We start from the raw sequence: 22,393 nt of genomic DNA, 5'->3' as shown, positions 1-22,393 counted from the left end.
CTGTATTCCTAAAGGATTATATTTATTCTAATTATTATTTTGTTTTAACAAATTTACTGCTTTCCATACATCCTACAGCAGTTATTGCTAAAGCTAGACACACACCTAAGTTTTTAAGTTCAAATGTCAATGGTATTGCAAATATTCCTCTCATAAAAGGAAGGAAAGTAAGTGATAACATTCCAAGACAAATAATTACTGCGCCTAGTGCATATTTGTTGCTTGTAACTCCCAAACTAAGAATAGTTTCGCTATTAGAACGTGCAGCAAATGTTTGTATTATTCTAGATAACGTAATTGTTATAAACGCCATAGCTGCACCTAAAGCATCGGATGTCTGCATTCCTATATATTGAGCAAGTATTGTAACTATACCTATTATTGAACCTCTTGTAAGAACTACTTTCAATGTATCTTTACATAAAATACTTTCGTTAGGGTCTCTAGGTGGTTTATTCATAGTATCTTTTTCGGGTTTTTCAAAACCTAATGCAATTGCAGGTAGAGAATCTGTTACCAAGTTTATAAATAATAATTGTATAGTAGTGAATGGATTTGCCCATCCAGCAAACACAGCGAATAATATTGCTATTATACCGCCTAAATTTCCTGAGAAAAGATAAGTAATTGATTTTTTAATATTATTATAAACTGTTCTACCAACTTCAATTGCATTTACGATAGTTGCGAAGTTATCATCTACTAAAACCATTGCAGATGCATCTTTTGCAACTTCTGTACCACTTCCCATTCCAATTCCTATATTAGCCTGTTTTAGAGCAGGTGCATCATTTACACCATCACCTGTCATAGCTGTTACTTTGCCTTTTTTCTGCCATGCTTTGACTATTCTTATTTTATTTTCTGGAGAAACTCTAGCATAAACTGATATTTTTTCAAGTTTATTATCAAGTTCCTCATCAGTAAGAGAATCTAATTCTTGGCCAGTAAGAGCTAGGTCGTCTTTTTCCATTATGCCTATTTCGTGAGCTATTGCAGCAGCAGTAGTTTTATGGTCCCCAGTTATCATTATTGTCTTTATACCAGAAGATTTTGCTTCTTTTACTGCATCAAATACTTCTTCACGAGGTGGATCTATCATAGCCATAAGACCTATTAAGATTAAGTTATTTTCATTATCTAAACTAGGTTTAAATTCATCAGCTACATTTTTATAAGCAAATGCTAAAACTCTTAAAGCTCTATTTGAAAAGTTTTCATTTATTTTTTTGTATTCATCTAAAATTTCGTCTGATATTTCTATAACTTCGTCGTATTTAAGTGCGTATTTACATCTTTTAAATATTACATCTGGTGCACCTTTTGTAAACATAATATTTTCATCATCTATTAAATTTACAGTAGTCATAAGTTTTCTATCACTATCAAATGGTATTTCAGATATTCTAGTGTAGTTTTCTCTTATAGATTTATAATCTACGTCGTATTTTTCTGCATAATTTATAAGAGCTACTTCAGTAGGGTCGCCTATTTCTATTCCTTCTTCGTTTACATCTGAGTCGTTACAAAGAATAGAAGATAAACTTAAATATCTTTCTTGTATTGCACAAGCACATACAGCGATTTCAGTGCCATCTGATGTATTTTTATTATTGTTAGAGTTTGTATTAGTATAATCTTTTATATAATCAAACCCATTGAACTTATCGCTATCAGGTCCATAAAGATAAGTTTCAACTACTGTCATTTTATTTTGTGTTAGGGTACCTGTTTTGTCAGTGCATATAACACTTGTTGAACCTAAAGTTTCAACAGCAGGTAATTTTCTAATTATAGATTGTCTTTTTGCCATTGTATTTGTTCCAGATGCCAAAACTATTGTAACAATAGAAGTTAGGGCCTCTGGTATTGCAGCAACTGCAATTGCTATAGCAAACATAAACGAATTCATTAAATCGCCGCCTCTAAAAACTTCTAGTGCAAATATAAGTGCAGCTAAGATTACTATTGCGACTCCTAATTTTTTACCGAAATCGTCTAGTTTTTGCTGAAGAGGTGTCTGTTTATTTTCAGCAGTTTCAAGTAGGTTTGCTATTTTACCAACTTGTGTATTCATACCGCATGAAGTAACTACATAAGTAGCTCTACCATAGACAACCATAGAACCGCTAAATACCATATTTTTTTGATCACCTAGTGAACTTTCTTCATTTATAGTATCAGCATTTTTTAAAACTGGTTCTGATTCACCTGTTAGCATTCCTTCAATAACTTTTAATGTTTGAGATTCGATAATTCTACCATCAGCAGGAACATAATCCCCAGCCTCAAGAAGTACTATATCACCAGGAACTAATTCCTGTGACGAGATAGTGAGTTTCTCATTATTTCTAATTACTTTTGCTTCTGGAACTGATAATTTTTTTAAACTATCTAGTGAACTATCTGCTTTTTTTGTTTGAACTACTCCTAATACTGCGTTTATTCCTAAAACTGCAAATATAATAAGTGATTCAACTGTATCTCCTAAAAATACTTGTGTCATTGCTGCAACTAGCAAGATTATAACTAATGGGTCTTTGAAACTTTCTAAAAATAACTTCCAAGTTGGTGTTTTTGGTTTTTCTTTTAATGCATTACGACCATAATTTTTTAATCGCGATGTTACTTCCTCCTGTGTTAATCCAGTCAAATTACTATCTAAGTCATTTAAAACTTGAACTGAATCTTTTTGATAAAACATATTTATTCCTCCTAATATTAAATTTATCAAATAAAAAAGACCTCCAAGTAGATTATTAATAAATTTAAAATCTACTTTGAAGGTCTTGCTAACAAGTTTATGTACTCGCTAGTCAACCGGGATAAAATCCGAAATGACGATTGACTATCACAGTGTGAAAGCTACTCCCCTTCAAGGGAATTTTCTATTTTTCTATATTATATTAATAATTGGCAAAAAATACAACAGATTTTTTGTTAAAAAAATTTAATATAATAAATTTATAGTAACATTTAGGTGAGCTGTAATGCATATCTAATAAAAATGTAATTTAATAAAGAAAAATAATATCTTTTGTAAAATTAATATATAAAATATCGATAAATTGGAAATTAGCAATATTTTTTTCAATACTGTAACCTTAATTTATTTTAAAATATACAAAAAGAATGGTAAAATTATTTATATAAAAAAATAATATAATAATATGAGAGAAAATTATAAATAATTGTCTATTACAATAAAATAAATGAAAGGTGTGATTTTTTATTGAGCAGTTTTATAATAAACGCATGTAAGCACTTTAACACAATTACTAAACATAGGCATAAAGTAATAAAACATTGCTTTAAGGCAGGGATTTTATGGCAGGGATGTCTGCATGATTTATCTAAATATAGTTTTCATGAGTTTATAGTAGGGGCTAAGTATTATCAGGGGACTAGAAGTCCAAACGAAGCTGAAAGAGAAGCAAAGGGGTATTCATATGCATGGATGCATCACAAAGGTAGAAACAAGCATCACTTTGAATACTGGACGGATTATAACACTAAAACTAGAACTATAGAACCAGTGAAGATGCCTATGAATTATTTGATAGAGATGTTTTGTGATAGAGTGGCAGCGAGCAAGATATATATGGGAGATAAATATACAGATAGATCTCCACTAGACTACTTTTTAAGAGCAAAAGGTAGAATGCAAATTCATCAAGAGACATCAGATGAGTTAGAATTTTTACTTGTAATGTTAGATGAAAAAGGCGAAGAAGAGACTTTTAAATATATTAAAAATATCAAAAAAACAGGATATATTATAAAAAATAAGGAATTAGCTAAATAAGTTTTTTAGCTAATTTTTTTAATTTCAAGGAAATTATGTATGTAATTGTAGTTTAAAAAAGGAAGGATATTTTTATACTTTAGAGAATTTAAGGAAAGAGGTTGTAAATATTTTAAAACTGATGAAGAGAGGTGATTTTTATGAGAAAAGTAATAAATTTATTGCTTGTCTTTATGCTAGGAACTACATTAGTCGGTTGTAGTAGTCAAATTAAGACAACTAAGAAAACTACTGAAAATAGCAATGTAAAAAGTGAATCCCAAACACAAAAAACTTACCATGATAAAGAATTTATAAATGATGTATATGCTTTAATAAGCAATTCCGAGCTAGATAAAGACTATAGTGATGTTGATTTTGATAATTTAAGTCAACAAGAAAAAGATAAAGTAATAAAAGACCAACAAATCGTATTTATACAGCAGAAAATCGATAAAATAAAGAAATATAAAAAATTAGATTTTAAAAATCCAGAGCTAAAAGAACTTGCGATTAGATATATAGATGTGTTAGAAACTCAAAAACAATTAATAGAAGATGATAAAGACACAAAAGTATTGTCAAATGGTGAAGAATTAAAAGGTGCACTAAGTTATGCATGGCTACAGTGTGAAGATGATGAATGTGAAATTATATTAGAATTGGCTAATAATTATGGATTAAAAATGAGTGAGCAAAAGATAAAAGACCTTGAGGATATTAAAAGAGAAGTAGAACAAGATATGAATAATTATGATAAAAATTAAGTTGAATAGAATAAAAGGAAATTAGCTAGATAAATTTGTTTAGCTAATTTTTTTGTGGAAATAAGGTAAAATAAAAATTATAATATAAAATAGAGATAATATAGGTAAAATTAATTAAAATTATTTTAACAAAGAATAGAGAGGAACAATATGATTACAGGAGAGTTAAGAAATAAAGTAGATAAGATATGGGAAATTTTCTGGACAGGAGGAATAACAAACCCTCTAGAAGTTATAGAACAATTTACATATCTTTTATTTATAAAAGGTTTAGACGATAATGAAACACAAAAAGAAAGCGATGCAATATTTTTAGGATTACCATTTGAGGGAATTTTCCCACAAGATAAACAACATTTAAGATGGAGCAAATTTAAAAACGAAGAGCCAACAGTTATGTACGATATAATGGCGAATGAAGTATTTCCATTTATAAAAAATCTGCATGGAGATGGAGAATCTGCTTATTCAAAATATATGGGTGATGCTATATTCAAAATACCAACAGCTCTTATGCTTGCAAAAATCGTTGATGGAATAGATAAACTTGAAATAGATAACAAAAATGACAACAAAGGGGATCTTTACGAATACTTACTTTCAAAAGTTGCAACAGCAGGAACAAACGGACAGTTTAGAACACCTAGACATATAATCGATATGATAGTAAGTCTTATGAAACCAACACCACAAGACACAATAGTTGACCCAGCAGCAGGTTCAGCAGGATTTTTAGTTTCATCACAACAATATTTGAGAGATAATCATGCTGATTTATTTTTAGTTCAATCACTTAAAGAACATTTCAACAACGATATGTTCTATGGATTTGATATGGATAGAACTATGCTTAGAATCGGTGCAATGAATATGATGCTTCATGGAGTTGACAACCCAAATATCGAGTACAAAGATTCACTTTCAGAAGTTAATACAGACAGTGAAAAATATTCTCTGGTACTTGCAAATCCTCCTTTTAAAGGAAGCTTAGATTATGAAGCAGTAAGTGCAGACTTATTAAAAGTTACTAAGACTAAAAAGACAGAATTACTATTCTTAGCGTTATTCTTAAGAATACTTAAAAAAGGTGGAAGATGTGCATCAATAGTTCCAGATGGAGTTTTATTCGGAAGCACAAAAGGACACAAAGATATAAGAAAAGAAATCGTTGAAAACAATAAATTAGAAGCAATAATATCAATGCCAAGTGGAGTATTCAAACCATATGCAGGAGTTTCAACAGCTATAATAATATTCACAAAAACAGGCAACGGAGGAACAGACGAAGTTTGGTTCTATGATATGAAAGCAGATGGATATTCACTAGACGATAAAAGAAATCCAGTTGAAGAAAATGACATACCTGATATAATCGAAAGATTTGGCAACCTTGATAAGGAAGTAGACAGAAAAAGAACAGAGCAAAGCTTCTTTGTTGATAAGAGTGAAATCGTAGAGAATGGATATGACCTTTCTATCAATAAATACAAAGAAATCGAGTATGAAGAAGTTGTTTATGATGCACCTGAAGTTATTCTTGGGAGAGTTAAGGCACTTGAGGATGAGATTTCTAAGGGAATTAGTGAATTAGAAGATATGTTGAGAGGATAGTTGGTATGGAGTATGTAAAATTAAAAGATGTATTTTCAATAAAAAAAGGGAAAAAGGTTGAGCAAGTAGAAAAATCAGAAAATACAATTAGATATATTCAAATAGATGATTTAAGAAATAATGATAATATAAAATATTGTGAAAAAAATGAAAGATATGTATATGCACAAGAAAGAGATATTATAATTGCTTGGGATGGAGCAAATGCAGGAACAATAGGATATGGTTTAAATGGAGCTATCGGGAGTACATTAGCATTATTAACTAAAAATGATGATAGATTTTGCACAGAATATTGTGGACTTTTTTTAAAAAGTAAATTTAAATATTTAAGAGATAAGTGTACAGGGGCAACAATACCTCATATATCAAAATCTTCTTTAGAAGAATTAGAAATACCATTAATAAGTAAAGAGGAACAACTTAAAATAATAAATATAATAAATTTATCTAAAAATCTGTTAGATAAGAAAAAAGATCAAATAAATTTATTAGATGAATTAGTCAAATCAAGATTTATAGAGATGTTTGGGAATCCACTTATAGATGAAAAGAATTTTGGAATAAAAAAATTAAGTGAAGTTACTATAATTAATCCTAAAAAAATGGAAGTAAAAGAATTAGATCAAACATTAAATGTAAGTTTTGTGCCTATGGATAAAGTAGGTGAGAAAGGACAATTTAATTCAGAATTAGTAAAAACAATAAAAGATGTATATAGCGGATTTACTTATTTTAAAGAGAAAGATGTACTATTTGCGAAAATAACTCCTTGCATGGAAAATGGAAAAGGGGCAATAGCAAAAGATTTAAAAAATGGGATTGGATTTGGTTCTACAGAATTCCATGTAATAAGACCTATTAAAGAAAAAACAAATTCATATTGGATTTATCATTTAACTACATTGATAGAATTTAGAAGATTAGCTGAAAGAAAAATGACAGGTAGTGCAGGACAAAAAAGAGTACCTAGTGATTTCTTTATAAATATACAAGTAGTTGTACCACCAATAGAACTTCAAAATCAATTTGCAGACTTCGTTACACAAGTAGACAAATTGAAATTTGAAATGGAAAAAAGCTTAAAAGAACTAGAAGATAACTTTAATTCTTTAATGCAAAAGGCATTTAAAGGTGAATTATTCTAATAAATAAATTAAAAATGATATGTAGAGTATAAAATTAAACTACATATCATTTTTTTATGCATATATTTATTAATATAAATAAATACACAAACCAGAATTTATAGTGAAATTTAGTTTATATACTTGTTATACGGTAAATAATTTCAAATATTATATTGAAAAGGCGGGATTACAATGGAAAAGATTATTACTGAAATAGAGCAAGGAATGTTAAATTTTTTAAATAATAATGAAATGGAGCAGTTGCATAAAATTTTGATTAATACTCTTAAGGATTTTACTTTTATAAAAGATGATAAAAAAAGCAATTCTCATTTAAATGAACCTGATTACTGTGAGATGTTTGTTTATGCAAAGAGGGTTGAGGGGTGTTCTGAAAACTCTATGAAATATTACAAATCTACTATATTAAACATGCTGAAAAAAGTTCAAAAGCCAGTGAAACATATAACTACAGATGATCTTAGAAAATATTTAGGTGATTATAATAATAAATGTTGTAAGGTTACAATTGACAATATAAGAAGAATTATTTCTAGTTTTTTCTCTTGGCTAGAGGAGGAAAATTATATATTGAAAAGTCCTGTTAGACGAATTCATAAGATTAGAACAGAGACTGTTGTTAAGGAAACTTATACAGATGAGAATATTGAGATAATGCGTGATAATTGTAAAGAGATTAGAGATTTGGCCATGATTGATTTATTGAATTCTACTGGAATGAGAGTTGGGGAGTTGGTCAGACTTAATATAAGTGATATAAATTTTAATGAAAGAGAATGTATAGTTTTGGGAAAAGGAGATAAGCAGAGAAAGGTTTATTTTGATGCGAAAACCAAAATTCATCTACAATCTTATTTAAATAGCAGAGATGATGAAAATGAGGCTTTGTTTGTATCATTACTTAAACCTCATGATAGGTTAAATATTAGTGGAGTTGAAATTAGAATGAGAAATTTGGGTAGAAGGTTAAATATAAATAAAGTGCATCCACATAAATTTAGAAGAACCCTTGCCACAAGAGCAATCGATAAAGGGATGCCGATTGAACAAGTTCAACAGCTTTTGGGACATTCAAAAATTGATACAACACTTCAATATGATATGGTTAATCAGAACAATGTTAAAAATTCACATAGGAGATATATTGGTTGATGTATTAAAAAATCAAATCAAGATTTGTAGAGATGTTTGGTGATCCAGTAAAAAATGTTATGCAATGGGAAAAAATTTTATGTAAAGAGGTAACTTTAAAGATAGGTTCAGGTGCAACACCTAAAGGTGGCAATTCTAGCTATAAAGATGAAGGAATATCCTTGATTAGAAGTATGAATGTTTATAATAATAATTTTGTAGAAGACAATCTAGCATATATAGATGATGAGCAAGCTGAAAAGTTAAAAAATGTAGAGGTAAAAAGGAATGACGTATTACTAAATATTACAGGTGCATCAGTAGCTAGATGTTGTATTGTACCACCAAAATATATTCCAGCAAGAGTTAATCAACATGTATCTATATTACGATGTGAAGATACTAAAATACTTCCTATTTTTTTATGTTATCAATTTACAAATGAAAATTATCAAAGATTGTTATGGGAGATTGCTACTAATGGTGGTGCTACTAGAGAAGCTATTACAAAGCAACAAATAGAAAATTTAGAAGTTATAATACCACCAATAGAACTTCAAAATCAATTTGCAGACTTCGTTACCCAAGTAGACAAATTGAAATTTACATATAAACTTAATTATATGTCTAAAATAAATAATATATATTCAATTTTAGGTTTAAAGATGTATAAAACATTTAATTTTAATAAAAAAACATATTTATAATTAACAATTATCTTTATGATATAATATCACTATAACAACCGAAAATAATTATCAAAATACGGGGGGAGAAGCAATGAAGGGTAATTTTGACTTCTTAAAAGAAAAAAAGGAATTTAAAAGTTTTGCAAGTGCTTGTGTTGAAGCGGAAAAAAGCCTTGTGATTAGTCCTGCTACGACAGCAATTTTGAGTAGGAGGGCATTGGAGCTTGCTGTTAAATGGGTATATTCTTTTGATAAAGATTTAAGTATTCCCTATAGAGACAATCTTTCAAGTTTAATTCATGAAAATAGTTTTAGATACCTTATAAGTTCTGATATGTTTTATCTTTTAAAGTATATAATTCAGACAGGAAATTTATCTGTACATACAAATAAGATGATAACTAGGGAAGAAGCGATTGTCTCTCTTAGAAATCTTCATCAGTTTGTTTCTTGGATTGATTATTGTTATGCAGATGATTATACGGCGCAAGAATTTGATGAAAACTTACTTGAACAAGGTGAATATAAAAGAACTAGACCAGAAGAACTTAAAAATCTATATGAAGAATTAAGTTCAAAAGATAGACCAATTGAAGAGGTAAGTGCTGAAAATCCAAAACTTAGAGATAAGTTAACGGAGAGAAGAGTTGAAAAAACAAAAAGTAATGATTTTAAAATAGATGAGATAAGTGAAAATGAGACTAGAAAGAGATTTATAGATATAGAGCTTAAACTTGCTGGCTGGGAGTTTAACAAAGATGTTATAGAAGAGGAAAAGGTTATTGGTATGCCAAATACTTCTGGTATAGGCTATGTAGACTATGTTTTATATGGAGATAATGGAAAGCCACTTGCTGTTATTGAAGCTAAGAGAGCGAGTGTTGATGCAGATAAGGGTCAACATCAAGCGAAACTTTATGCAGATTGTTTGGAAAAAAGATTTAACCAAAGACCTATTATATTTACGACTAATGGATTTGAAATCAATATTTGGGATGATGCAGGTGGATATCCTGTTAGAAGTGTTGCTGGATTTTTTAAGAAGGACGAGTTACAACTTAGAATTGATAGAAGAAGCACTAGAAAACCATTTGATTTTACAATGATTAAAGATGAAATAACAAATAGATATTATCAAAAAGAAGCTATTATAGCAGTGTGTGAGGCATTTGATAGAAAACAAAGAAAATGCTTAATAGTTGCAGGGACTGGAACAGGAAAAACTAGAATTTCTGTATCATTAGTAGATATTCTTACAAGACATAATTTTGCAAAGAATATATTATTTTTAGCAGATAGAAAAGAACTTGTTAAACAAGCTAAAAATTCTTTTTCAAAATTACTGCCAGATTTACCACTATGCAATTTACTTGATAAAAATGAAGATCCTGAGAATGCAAGGATGATATTCTCAACATATCCAACGATGGTAAATGCAATAGATGATACAAAATCAAAGGATGGCAAAAGATTATTTACACCTGGGCATTTTGACTTAATAATAATAGATGAATCACATAGAAGTATATATAGAAAATATAAAAGTATTTTTGATTATTTTGATGCTAATTTATTAGGTCTAACAGCAACTCCAAAGGATGAAATAGATAAAAATACTTATAGTATATTTGACCTTGAGAATAAGGTACCTACTTATGCATATGAGTTTGAACAAGCTGTAAAAGATGGATACTTAGTTAGTTATAAAACAATAGAAATTACAACATCTATAATGCAAAATGGGATAAAATATGATGAATTATCTGATGAAGAAAAAGAACAATATGAAGATACTTTTGATAATGATGATGATATAGATAAGGAGATATCTTCAAATGCTATCAATAGTTGGCTTTTTAATGCAGATACGATTGATCTAGTTTTAAACAAGCTTATGGAACAAGGTCTTAAGATTGAGGGAGGAAATATTTTAGGAAAGACTATAATATTTGCTAAAAATCATAAACATGCAGTTGCAATTGTAGATAGATTTAATACTATTTTTCCTCAATATGGCGGTCAGTTTGCCCAAGTTGTAGATTATGATACTAAGTATGTAGACAATATAATTGATAACTTTAAACAAAAAGATAAAATGCCACAGATTGCAGTTTCAGTTGATATGTTAGATACAGGGATTGATGTACCAGAAATTTTAAATTTAGTTTTCTTTAAAAAGGTAAAATCAAGAACTAAGTTCTGGCAAATGATAGGACGTGGAACTAGACTTTGCAAAGATTTGCTTGGAATTGGAATGGATAAAGAAGAATTCTTGATTTTCGATTATTGTAGTAACTTTGACTTCTTTAGAGAAAATCCAAATGGATATGAAGGTGGTATAGTTCTATCTTTGGATGAAAGATTATTTAATATAAAAGTCGATATAATCAAAGAACTTCAAGATTTAAGATATGAACAAAAAGAGTATGTTGATTTTAGACAGAGTTTGGTTGATGAACTGTATAAAAAGATAATCGAGTTACCAGATGAAAGTTATAGAGTTAAATTAAACCGAAGATATGTTGAAAAGTATAAAAATAAAGATAGTTTTACTATACTAGGAGCTGTAGATACTAGTGAGTTAAAAGATAAAATTTCACCATTAATAACTTCTTTTGGGGAAGATGAGCTAGCAAAGAGATTTGACTTTGTTATGTATATGATAGAATATGCTAGATTATGCAATGGAAATGCCAAAAGAGCAATAAAAAGCGTAATTGATACAGCAAATCAACTTGCCTCACTGGGAACTATTCCTCAAGTCAAAGCTCAAAAACATATTATAGATATGGTTAGGGAAGAGGAATTTTGGAAAGATGTAAGTATTGATAGTTTAGAAGATGTAAGAGAAGCTATAAGAGATTTAATTCAATACCTTGAAGTTAGTGGAAGAAAAATATACTATACAAAGTTTGAAGATATAGTGGTTACAGAAACTTCAAATGATGCAATTTATGATATAAATGATTTAAAAAATTACAAGAAAAAGGTAGAGCATTACTTAAAACAACATATAGACGATATGGTAATCTATAAAATTAGAAATAATAAAAAAATAACAAAACAAGATTTACAAACTTTAGAAGAAATAATGTGGAATGAGCTTGGAAGTGAATCTGATTATCAAAAAGAATTTGGTGATATGCCACTTGGTCACTTAGTTAGAAAGATAGTTGGATTAGATAGACAAGCAGCAAATGAAGCATTTTCTGAGTTTTTAAATACAGAAAGATTAAATTCAACACAAATTCATTTTGTAAAACTTATAGTAGATTATATTGTTAAAAATGGTTTTGTTGAAGATAATAAAATATTTATGGAAGACCCATTTAGAAGTGTTGGAAATATAACACAACTATTTAGAGATAACATGAATGATGCTAGAAAGATTATGGAGATAATAAGTAATATTAAGAAAAACTCAGAAGAATTAATTGAAGAAGTATATTAAGACAATATAATTAAAAGCCCCCAAGAAGGTGTGTGCCAACTTGGGGGCTTTTTTTGATAAAAAATATTGTAATAAATATTACTATGTGTTAATATAATTAATATAAAAGTATATTAACACATATATAAAATAAACATATAATAAATAATAAAACGCAAAAAGAGAGGCGCAAAATATGAAAAATCAGTTTTACTTAAAAAACTTCAAAAGCAAGTGGATAAAATACGATAATTATGACTTGAGAGAAGATTCAAATGGAAGTATATATATTGTTCCATCAGAAGACAGTAAATATACAATTTATGATCCTTTTGAAAAATCGAGCAATATATTATTTGATTTAATCGACTTAGGTGACTTAGTTTTAAAAAATGAAAGTCAAGATACTTTATACAATAAATTAATAGTGTTTGTAAAACACTACGGATTACTAGGACTTATAACTTCTAGTGTATACAATCGAGATATAGTTGGAGAAGATAATGTAATATTTTCACAAAATAATATTATAAGCAGCACTTTAAACTTAGATACTAACATAATGAAGTCTGAGGATTATATAAAACTATTCACGCCATTTGCAGGTGAGGATGATTTATATACTAGAGAATTTGATAAACATCTAACTGTTGTAAAAGCAGAAGATTCTCCAAAGTTTTACGGTAAAAAGCCGTTAGTTTTAGATATAGTATTTTCAAAATTCTATGCAGAGCGTGTAGAATGGATTCTAGAATATGCAAAAAATATATCAGAAAATTTAAACCAAATGATAATTTATAAAAATAGCAATTTAACTGAAGCAGTTGAAATAATGCCAGATAAATTTAATCCAAATAAAATAGGATTTACACTAGCAATGTTTGATAGACCTCAAATTAATTGGAATTTCGACTCTCTACAGTCAGCTATGGATATGATTTATGCATTTGCTATAATGGATGAAGATAGGATATTAAACCGTTGTAATTACTGCAATAAAGCATTCTTTGCAAAAACAGAGCGAGAAAAATACTGTTCGCCTTCTTGTAGAAATTGTGCAAATGTTATAAAAAGCAGAAACAAGAAAAAGGCTCTAGAAGAACAAAATAATAAAAATAAAGTAGAAATAACAGAAAATGAAGTTGATAACTTAGCTAAAAATATAGAAAAAGAAAATAAAGCTAATACTTTAGAAAATATAAATGTAGACTTAAATACAAATAAGTTTGAAAATATTTTAGAAAAAATTGATAAGCAAATTATAAAAAATGTTAGAGAAAGAAGTATAGATATTCAAAAATATGAAGGTGGTGAAGATGATATGAAAAATGAAAAACGTAAACAAGCTATTTATGAATATAAAGAAAAGAAGACAACAGGTGGAGTTTATAAAATAACTAATACAGAAAGTAAAAAGAGTTTAATTAAAGGGGAAGTAGATTTACAATCTATGCAAAATAGATTTAATTTCTCTGTTTCGGTAAATAGCTGCTTAAATATAAAACTTCAAAAAGACTGGAACAAATACGGGGCAAAATCATTTACATTTGAAATACTTGAAGAAACTGAGATGAAACCAGAAATGGATAGAAGAGAGTTTAAAAAGTATTTAAATGAAATGGCTGAAAAATATACTGAAAATATGGATCCAGAAGAATTATATTAAATTGAATTTTGAGGATACATTCGATTTGAATATGAAAATTTATAATAGAGATAGAATTTATAAAAAGATAAAGAGCTTTAAGTTTATCTAATAGATAAATAAATTAAAAAATTTTAATAAAAATGTATAGAATTTAATATTGTGTGGATAATATAACTATATATTTAAATTTGCACAATTGAGCTCAATTATAAATATATAGACCGATATTTTTTAGGGTAACTACTCTAAGAAGTATCGGTTTTTAATTTTTGAAATAAATTAAATATAAAGGCATATTAGAATATAATTTATCATATAAGATGTTCTTAAAATATGGGGGGATAATATGAGAGTTATTTGTTACAATATACATTCAGGAACTGATAAAGAAAAAAATCCAACATTAAATGAGATTATTGCTTATTTAAAACAACAACAAAGCGATATAATCTGTCTTCAAGAAGTTTTATATTCACAGTATAAAAAAATAAAGTTTAGACTAAGAATGGATGGTATTTTTGCTGAAAATGTTGTGGATAAAGAATTTGGAGTTTGTATACTTACAAAATATAAAATAGTAGCACAAAATCATGTGCTGCTTACTAGCAAAAAAGAACAAAGGGGATTTGCACATATAAAAGTAAAAATAAATGATGATGGGTATTTAAATATTATCAATACACATCTCGGCCTTGATAAATATGAACGTGTTAAACAAATAGATGAAATTTTAGATTTTATAAATATAAATTTAAATGGAAATATTGAAAATCTTATAGGCAATATAATTTGTGGGGACTTTAATGAAAAGAATATATATCTTAATAACTTTGAGGACGTATCTATGAAATTAAATAAAGACAACATACCAACTTTTTTAAATAGTAGAATAGACTATTGTTTTGAAGATACGAACTTGAATATTACTTCATATGAAGTGGATAAGGTATATATGTCAGATCACTTTCCAATAATAGTTGATTTTTCATAGTTATATAAATATTAAAAAAAGCACTGAGAAGTGCTTTTATTATTTCTTAGCTAATTTTATATTCCTATCTAATGTATATTTAATTAAGTAACTTGTCATATTTTCAAATTTCATGTCAAAATCATTTTCATCAAAAAGCATATAAAGAGCAAATAAGTTCGCTTCCCTTTCAGCCTCCTGGTTTTCAGATTCAAAGTTATTCACACCAGTATGTCCCAATATTATATGTCCTAGCTCGTGAGCACATAATATATTTTTCGATTTTTCTATGTAATTAGAATTGATTGTAATAGAAGGCTGACCATAAATAGATACAAAATAAGCTTTGCGAGATTCGTTAAAATTTCGTTCCCTAACAGTAATACCCAAGTGGTCACAGATTACAAAGGGGTTATTTGTATTATATGTTGCTTTTAAATTGTCAACGGCCTGTTTAATCTTATTACTACTCAATAAATTACCCTCCCTCCGATAAGTTATCGTTTTACTTGTTATTTTTTCTTATATTTATAGCTAATTAATTCGATTTGTTGCAATAAGTCATTGGCGAAATCGATTATCTCCTCGTCTGATAATTTGGTAGCATCATAACCACCATATGCCATAACAGTCGGCAATTTTAAAATGAATTCCATAGCATCAGTGGCATTGTTAAACTCTGTTGGAGGATTTTGCGGATTACGCCCAAGTAAGTAATCGGTCGATACATCGAAAAAATCCGCTATTTTAGTTAAAATAGTTTGGTCAGGAAATCGCCTACCTTGTTCATACATTCCAATAGTGCTGCTTGATATTCCTAATATTTTACTTAGTTTAGATTGACTGAGATTTTTTGATGTTCTTAACTTTTTCAGATTTTGTCCAAACATGGCTGATACCTCCTTTACTGCTCTTAATTAAGAATCAAAAGAAAAATTATGTAAATAATTCCTATGGTAATAGTGTAACACGAAACGTGTATTATTTTCAATAAATAACACAAAAGGAAGTGGGATTTCTTTACAAAGTATTTGACATGAAAAATAAAGTAAATAGATATAAAATAATTGTAGTATAATATTTCATAGTAAAAATCTTTATAATAAGGTATATTACGTACGGTTGATGGACATAAATCAAATAAAAATATGAGCGGAAATAGATTTAGATGAGGAGAATTATTATGAATGAAAAGATATTAGATATATTACAAAAGTATTATGGATATAAGAGTTTTAGAAAGGGTCAAGAAGAAATCATAAATACTATATTAAACGGAGAAGATGTATTAGCAATAATGCCTACAGGTGGAGGAAAGTCACTTTGTTACCAAGTTCCTGCGCTTTGTATGGATGGACTAACTATTGTAATATCTCCATTAATATCACTTATGAAGGACCAAGTAGACTCTTTGACATCAATGGGGATAGATGCTAGCTATATAAATAGTTCACTTTCATCAGGAGATTACAATCAAATTTTAGAAAATATAACAAATGATAAGTATAAGATTATATATGTTGCACCAGAAAGATTAGAAAGCACAGAATTTTTAAATATAATTCAAAATAAAAACATAGCACAAATTGCAATAGACGAGGCACATTGTATATCTCAATGGGGTCACGATTTTAGAGTTTCATACAAAAAGATACCATACTTTATAAGAAATTTAAAAACTAGACCTATAGTTACCACATTTACTGCAACTGCATCGACAGAAGTCAGAAAAGATATTTTAAATATGTTAGATCTTATAGAGCCTAAAATATTTATAACAGGTTTTGATAGAGAAAATTTATACATAAATATAGTTAAATCATCAGCTAAAAATAAATACCTACTAGAATATATAGAAAATCATAAATCAGAAAGCGGTATAATTTATGCTGCAACAAGAAAAGAAGTCGAAAAGATTTATGAAGGTCTTTTAAAAAGGAATATAGACGTACTTAAGTATCATGCAGGTATGTCAAATGAAGACAGAAAGCTAAATCAAGATAAATTTATAAATGACGATGCAAATATAATAGTTGCAACAAATGCATTTGGTATGGGAATAGATAAGCCTAATATAAGATGGGTAATACATTACAACATGCCACAAAGTATAGAAAACTATTATCAAGAAATAGGTAGAGCTGGTAGGGATGGCGAAAATAGCGAGTGTATATTACTTTTTACACCGGGAGATGTCCACACACAAAAATATCTTATAGAAGTAGGAACAGAGAGTGTTTCTAGAAAGACTATACAATATAACAAACTTCAACAAATAGTAGACTTAGTTTATAGCAATTCATGTTATAGAAAAAGTATACTAGAGTATTTTGGAGAAGTTATGCTAGGCAAATGTGACAATTGTAGTAATTGCTTAACTGAAGGTCAAATTATAGACAAAACACTAGATGCTCAAAAGGTAATTTCATGCATATACAGAATGAAGAGAAATTATGGATTAACTATGGTTGTTGATGTTCTTAGAGGATCTAAAAATAAAAAAGTATTAGAACTTGGATTTGATAAACTTAGCACTTATGGAATAATGAAAGACTACAGCAATGAGGGATTAAAGACTTTTATAAACACTTTAATTTCTCATGGATTTTTAGATATAAAAGAAAATCTAGGTACTAGAGGAAGTTTTCCTACTATATCTATGAATAAACAATCTTTAAAAGTATTAAAAGGTGAGATAAAAGTTGAATTTAAAGAAGTAAAAGTAGCAAAAGAATCAAATAATAAAAATGAGTTATTTGAAGTTTTAGCAGACTTAAGAAAGACAATAGCAGTAAATGAAAAAGTTGCTCCATATATGGTGTTTGGAGATGCAACATTACTATCAATGGCAAATACTTATCCAACTACACAGCAAGAACTATTAAATATTTCAGGTGTTGGACAAGTTAAATACGAAAGATATGGACAAAACTTTATAGATGCAATTGAAACATATATGCAAGATAAAAACATAAATAAAAATGAATTAATTGAAAAACAAAATAATATTGATGAAGACGATAAAGAGTTCTTTGAAGTTAAAACAGATAAAAACTTATATGAACTATTAAAAACTATAAGGGCAAAATATGCACGAATTGAAAGTATTCCATACCACATGGTAATGCCTAAAAACACATTAAAAGAAATAAGCGGAAGATATCCACTAGATACAGAAAAATTAAGCGATATATCTGGACTAGGTCCAAAGAAAATAGATAAATACGGTGATGAAATAATACAAGTAGTCAATAATTATGTAGAAGAAAATAATATAAAAGTAAACTGGAGAGAAAAGAAGAAAAAGAAATTAATTATAGATGGAGAAAGCAGAAAGCCTAAAGAAATAGCTCTAGATTTATTAAATCAAGGAATGGATGTAAAAACTATAAGCAATAAATTAGAAACATCAGTATATTCTATTTTAGGTTTTATATACGACTATATAAAAGAAGACAATGAACTTCACTTCAAATTTAATCCATCAGTGTATTATTGTGAAGATGAAAAAGAGTTAATCGAAAAAAGCATAAATAAATTCGGTGAAGATAAAATGAGGGATATAAAAAACTCACTCCCAGACTATATTAGATATGAAAGTATCAGAGCAGTTATAATAGAAAGATACATAACAGCTTAAATACAGTAAAAATATTTAAATTACAGAAATTAAAATATAAGTATAAATTATATTAAAATTTATAAAAAAAGATTACGAAAATCATAAAAAATGAATTTTTTTATTCAAAAATGTAGATTTAGTAGTATAATTGTATATGGAAAAAAACATTTATATAGGGGAAATTCTGTATGTTGCGCAAAATCGTAACTTAATTAAAGAATTAAAATTTAATGAGATTGGAGTGAGGGTATTGATGAAATTTAAAAAATTGCTAGCTTTGATGATGGTATGCATGTTTGTACTTACTGGTTGTAATAAAACAAATAAAAAATACGACCAATATATGCAAAGTGGGCAAGAAGCTGTAAAACAAGAATCATATGAAGATGCACTAGACTTCTTTGATAGAGCTCTTGTAGAGAAAGAGGATGATAAAGAAGCAACTTCTTTATATAAACAAGTAGAACAACTTTTACAAGTTCAAGCAAAAATGAAACATAAACTATATGATGAAGCTATTGAGTTATGTGAAAAAATAATGGATAGCGATAGCGAGAGTTCAGTAGCTAGAGATGCAGCTAAAAAATTAAAATCTGAGTGTGAAAAACTAAAAAAAGAACAAGATAGTTTAAGTTTTAAAGAACAAATAGAGAAGAAAATAGCTGAAGTTAAAGAGCTTATGGCTGAAGAAGAGTATATGAATGCTAAAGTTAAATTAGGATACATAATTGAAGAACTTGATGGTAAATCAGAATATATTGATAAATTAAAAGAATGTAACGAGTTATTAAAAACTTGTAACGATAAATTAGATGAAATTTCAGCTAAAAAAGAAGAATCATCTAAAAAGGAAGATAACAATACATCAAACGATAATGATGAAGATCAAGGATTTGATAGTAGCAAAATAGATTTTAATGATGAACTTAAAAAACAAATAGCAACTGCAGGAGAAACATATGTAGAATTCTACTTTGAATATGGTTCAGATACTGCCCCCAGTAAATTTGCAGAAAAAGCATACGAAGATACAGAAAATGATACACCTTTAGGACAATATAAAGAACAAGGTAAAACAATTTTCATGAATGCATTTAAACAAGCATTTGAAGCAACAGGAAATGAATATTATTAAAATAAAATAATTTGAATTTAAAATGGGCTATATCAGAATAATTAAAAACTTATTCTGATATAGCCCATTTTTATATATAAAAAATTTTTAGAATAAAGATTTCTTTATGAACTATGATTGACATATTAAATCAACAACACTATATTTAAAGTATAAAATCATAGATAAATACTATGAAATATAAAATAATAAATAATAAACATAAAGAAAAGGGGATTGTCATGGAAAACAAATATTCAAAAGAAGGTAATCAGCAAGTAAAACAAAAAGAAAGATTAGTGAATTACGATTACAAAACAAATTTTAAATTTGAAGTTGTAAAAGTAGAAAGTAAAAACCATACAGAGGAGTTGGAAACAATAATAGGGGAGTTTCCACTAGCTTTAGTAATAAACAATGAATATTCAAATACATTTTTATGCACACCAGAAAATTTAGAACAATTAGTTGCAGGATTTTTGATGACAAAGGGAGTTATAAAATCAAAAGCTGATATAAAATCTATAGAAGTTGATTTTGAAAATAGAGTTGCAAATACAGTAATTAATAAAAATGAAGACTCAGATAAAGGAAAGAGATATTATCTAAATGATTTAGATTATATAGATTTGAAACCTATTGAAAATACAGATACAACGATAAGAGTAAGTGATATATATGAAGTTATGAAAGAGAACTTAACTTCTTCAGAATTATTCAAAAACACAGGCGGAGTACATAGTGTAGCTATTTATGATAATAAGACTTTGCTTACAATTAGAGAAGATGTGGCAAGACATAATGCAATGGACAAATCTATAGGATATTGTATTTTAAATAATATCGACCTAAAAGATAAAATAATATTTGTAAGTGGAAGAATTTCTTGTGAAATGATTCTTAAAGCTGCAAAAGCAGGCATACCTATAGTAGTGTCAAAATCGGCACCTACAAATTTATCTCGCGAAATAGCTAAAAAATTAAATATAACTTTGGCTGGATTTGTTAGAGGTGAAAGAATGAATATATATACAAACCCAGAGAGAATTATATTTGAATAATATTTAAGATTTTATTTATATAATATAACTATAAATATCTTCTAAAAATTATATTAGTACAAAAAATATTCTTAAAAAATAATATTCTAGATATTATAAATAAGAAATTTTAGAAAATTTGTTAAAATTTATCATAAAATATTCATTTTTAATAAATAAAGTGCTAGAATAAAAAACATAAATAATATAAAAATATTAGGAGATGATTTAAATTATGGGGAATTATAATGTATATCTTCCAAGTTATTCAGTAGGAGCAGGATGTTATAAAGAAATTCCAAATGTAGCTCGTAGACTTGGCAAAAAAGCAGTTGTAATTGGGGGAAGAACAGCTATAGAAAAAGCAAAAGATGCTTTATTAGATGGTATAGCAGGTTCTGATATACAAATAGTAGATTTTATAGTATACGGTGATGATTCTACTTATGAAAATGTAGATAAATTAGTATCAGATGAAAGAGTAAGAAATGCCGATATTATATTTGGTGTTGGTGGAGGTCGTGCTGTAGATACTTGTAAAGTTGTAGCAGATAAATTGGACAAACCATTATTTACTTTCCCAACCTTAGGCTCAAATTGTGCAGCAGTTACTGCAATATGTGTTATGTATAATGAAGATCACACATTTAAAGATTATTATTACTTAGATAAACCAGCAGACCATACTTTCATAGATACACAAATAATAGCAGAATCACCAGAAGATTTATTCTGGGCAGGTATTGGTGATGCTTTATCAAAGGAATGTGAAGCTGTTTATTCATCACAAGGAGTAAATTTAGACCATACACCACTTATGGGTGTTGGGATAAGTAAAGTCTGTACAGAACCTCTTATAAAATACGGTAAAAAAGCACTAGAAGACTGCAAAAATAATACAGAGTCTGAAGAATTAAAACAAGTAGTGCTTGATATAATAATAAGTACAGGTTTAGTTTCAAACTTAACTACAACAGAAAATGACTACTATTACAACAGTTCACTAGCACATGCATTTTACAACGGTTCAACATTAGTAGAAGGAGCAAGAGGACTACATGGTGAGGTTGTCTCATTCGGTGTATTAACACTTCTTACTTGTGCTGGAGAAATACAAAAAAGAAATGAAATAGCTGAATTTAACAAAGAATTAGGACTTCCAGTTTGTTTAGCGGATTTAGGAATAGATAAAAGTGGAATACAAACAATAGTAGACAAAGCAGTGACTTTAGTTGAATGGAATGCTATAAAAGATAGAGTTACAAAAGATATGTTTGCAAAAGCAATATCTGACTGTGACGATTATGGAATGACTTTAAAATAATTTTAAATTATAGATTAAATAGTACTGAAAACAATTTTTTTAGTACTATTTTTTTGCCCAATATATCCATATTGTTGAAATTTAAGAGTTTTAAGACATGATTTTTAAAACT

At 28.0% G+C, this 22,393-nt stretch carries 16 protein-coding genes; 13 read left to right on the top strand and 3 right to left on the bottom strand.

The genetic code is table 11. From position 1 onward, the window contains the following. Positions 1-34: 34 nt before the first annotated feature. Positions 35-2,704: a cation-translocating P-type ATPase gene (locus tag ABCM86_RS00340; protein ID WP_343003209.1), complete on the bottom strand. Its 2,670-nt coding sequence runs from the start codon at positions 2,702-2,704 to the stop codon at positions 35-37. 528 nt (positions 2,705-3,232) lie between these two features. Here ABCM86_RS00340 and ABCM86_RS00335 point away from each other — a divergent pair. From ABCM86_RS00335 to ABCM86_RS00295, 9 genes are all read left to right on the top strand, one after another. Beyond that, positions 3,233-3,805 (top strand): DUF5662 family protein, encoded by a 573-nt coding sequence (locus tag ABCM86_RS00335; RefSeq protein ID WP_295733131.1) that lies wholly within the window; start codon positions 3,233-3,235, stop codon positions 3,803-3,805. Positions 3,806-3,945: 140 nt separating this feature from the next. Continuing rightward, a complete protein-coding gene (locus tag ABCM86_RS00330; protein ID WP_343003208.1) occupies positions 3,946-4,551 on the top strand; it encodes a hypothetical protein in 606 nt (201 codons plus the stop codon). 150 nt (positions 4,552-4,701) lie between these two features. Next, complete coding sequence (locus tag ABCM86_RS00325) at positions 4,702-6,162, top strand: class I SAM-dependent DNA methyltransferase (RefSeq protein ID WP_343003207.1); 1,461 nt, start codon at positions 4,702-4,704, stop codon at positions 6,160-6,162. A gap of 5 nt (positions 6,163-6,167) precedes the next feature. After that, positions 6,168-7,310: a restriction endonuclease subunit S gene (locus ABCM86_RS00320; RefSeq protein ID WP_343003206.1), complete on the top strand. Its 1,143-nt coding sequence runs from the start codon at positions 6,168-6,170 to the stop codon at positions 7,308-7,310. A 174-nt stretch (positions 7,311-7,484) separates the two neighbouring features. After that, on the top strand, positions 7,485-8,465 hold the full coding sequence (xerA, locus tag ABCM86_RS00315) for a site-specific tyrosine recombinase/integron integrase (protein ID WP_343003205.1): 981 nt from the start codon (positions 7,485-7,487) through the stop codon (positions 8,463-8,465). 32 nt (positions 8,466-8,497) lie between these two features. After that, entirely contained in the window at positions 8,498-9,151 is a 654-nt protein-coding gene (locus tag ABCM86_RS00310; protein ID WP_343003204.1) for a restriction endonuclease subunit S, read from the top strand. A gap of 73 nt (positions 9,152-9,224) precedes the next feature. Then, positions 9,225-12,584: a DEAD/DEAH box helicase family protein gene (locus ABCM86_RS00305; protein ID WP_343003203.1), complete on the top strand. Its 3,360-nt coding sequence runs from the start codon at positions 9,225-9,227 to the stop codon at positions 12,582-12,584. 175 nt (positions 12,585-12,759) lie between these two features. After that, complete coding sequence (locus ABCM86_RS00300) at positions 12,760-14,229, top strand: GIY-YIG nuclease family protein (protein ID WP_343003202.1); 1,470 nt, start codon at positions 12,760-12,762, stop codon at positions 14,227-14,229. Between the two features lie 328 nt (positions 14,230-14,557). Further along, on the top strand, positions 14,558-15,202 hold the full coding sequence (locus ABCM86_RS00295) for an endonuclease/exonuclease/phosphatase family protein (protein WP_295574060.1): 645 nt from the start codon (positions 14,558-14,560) through the stop codon (positions 15,200-15,202). Between the two features lie 39 nt (positions 15,203-15,241). Here the strand turns inward: ABCM86_RS00295 and ABCM86_RS00290 are convergent, their stop codons facing one another. After that, positions 15,242-15,655 (bottom strand): ImmA/IrrE family metallo-endopeptidase, encoded by a 414-nt coding sequence (locus tag ABCM86_RS00290; protein WP_195931497.1) that lies wholly within the window; start codon positions 15,653-15,655, stop codon positions 15,242-15,244. Between the two features lie 38 nt (positions 15,656-15,693). Continuing rightward, a complete protein-coding gene (locus ABCM86_RS00285) occupies positions 15,694-16,071 on the bottom strand; it encodes a helix-turn-helix transcriptional regulator (protein WP_007286114.1) in 378 nt (125 codons plus the stop codon). Between the two features lie 293 nt (positions 16,072-16,364). Here ABCM86_RS00285 and recQ point away from each other — a divergent pair, with 293 nt between their 5' ends. From recQ to ABCM86_RS00265, 4 genes are all read left to right on the top strand, one after another. Beyond that, positions 16,365-18,821, top strand: coding sequence for a DNA helicase RecQ (gene recQ / locus ABCM86_RS00280; RefSeq protein WP_343003201.1), 2,457 nt, complete (start codon positions 16,365-16,367; stop codon positions 18,819-18,821). 235 nt (positions 18,822-19,056) lie between these two features. Continuing rightward, positions 19,057-19,938, top strand: a complete 882-nt coding sequence (locus ABCM86_RS00275) for a hypothetical protein (protein ID WP_195931495.1) — start codon at positions 19,057-19,059, stop codon at positions 19,936-19,938. 221 nt (positions 19,939-20,159) lie between these two features. Continuing rightward, positions 20,160-20,978, top strand: a complete 819-nt coding sequence (gene fdhD / locus ABCM86_RS00270) for a formate dehydrogenase accessory sulfurtransferase FdhD (protein WP_343003200.1) — start codon at positions 20,160-20,162, stop codon at positions 20,976-20,978. A 214-nt stretch (positions 20,979-21,192) separates the two neighbouring features. After that, positions 21,193-22,281: an iron-containing alcohol dehydrogenase family protein gene (locus ABCM86_RS00265; RefSeq protein WP_343003199.1), complete on the top strand. Its 1,089-nt coding sequence runs from the start codon at positions 21,193-21,195 to the stop codon at positions 22,279-22,281. Positions 22,282-22,393: the final 112 nt, after the last annotated feature.

Origin of the sequence: Clostridium sp. 2218st1_F5_2218SCRN_220325 (genome assembly GCF_039062665.1) — a bacterium.
Classification (GTDB): Bacteria; Bacillota; Clostridia; order Peptostreptococcales; family Peptostreptococcaceae; genus Intestinibacter.
The sequence above is the reverse complement of the archived record's forward strand: the minus strand, read 5'-3'. Positions and strand labels throughout refer to the sequence as shown.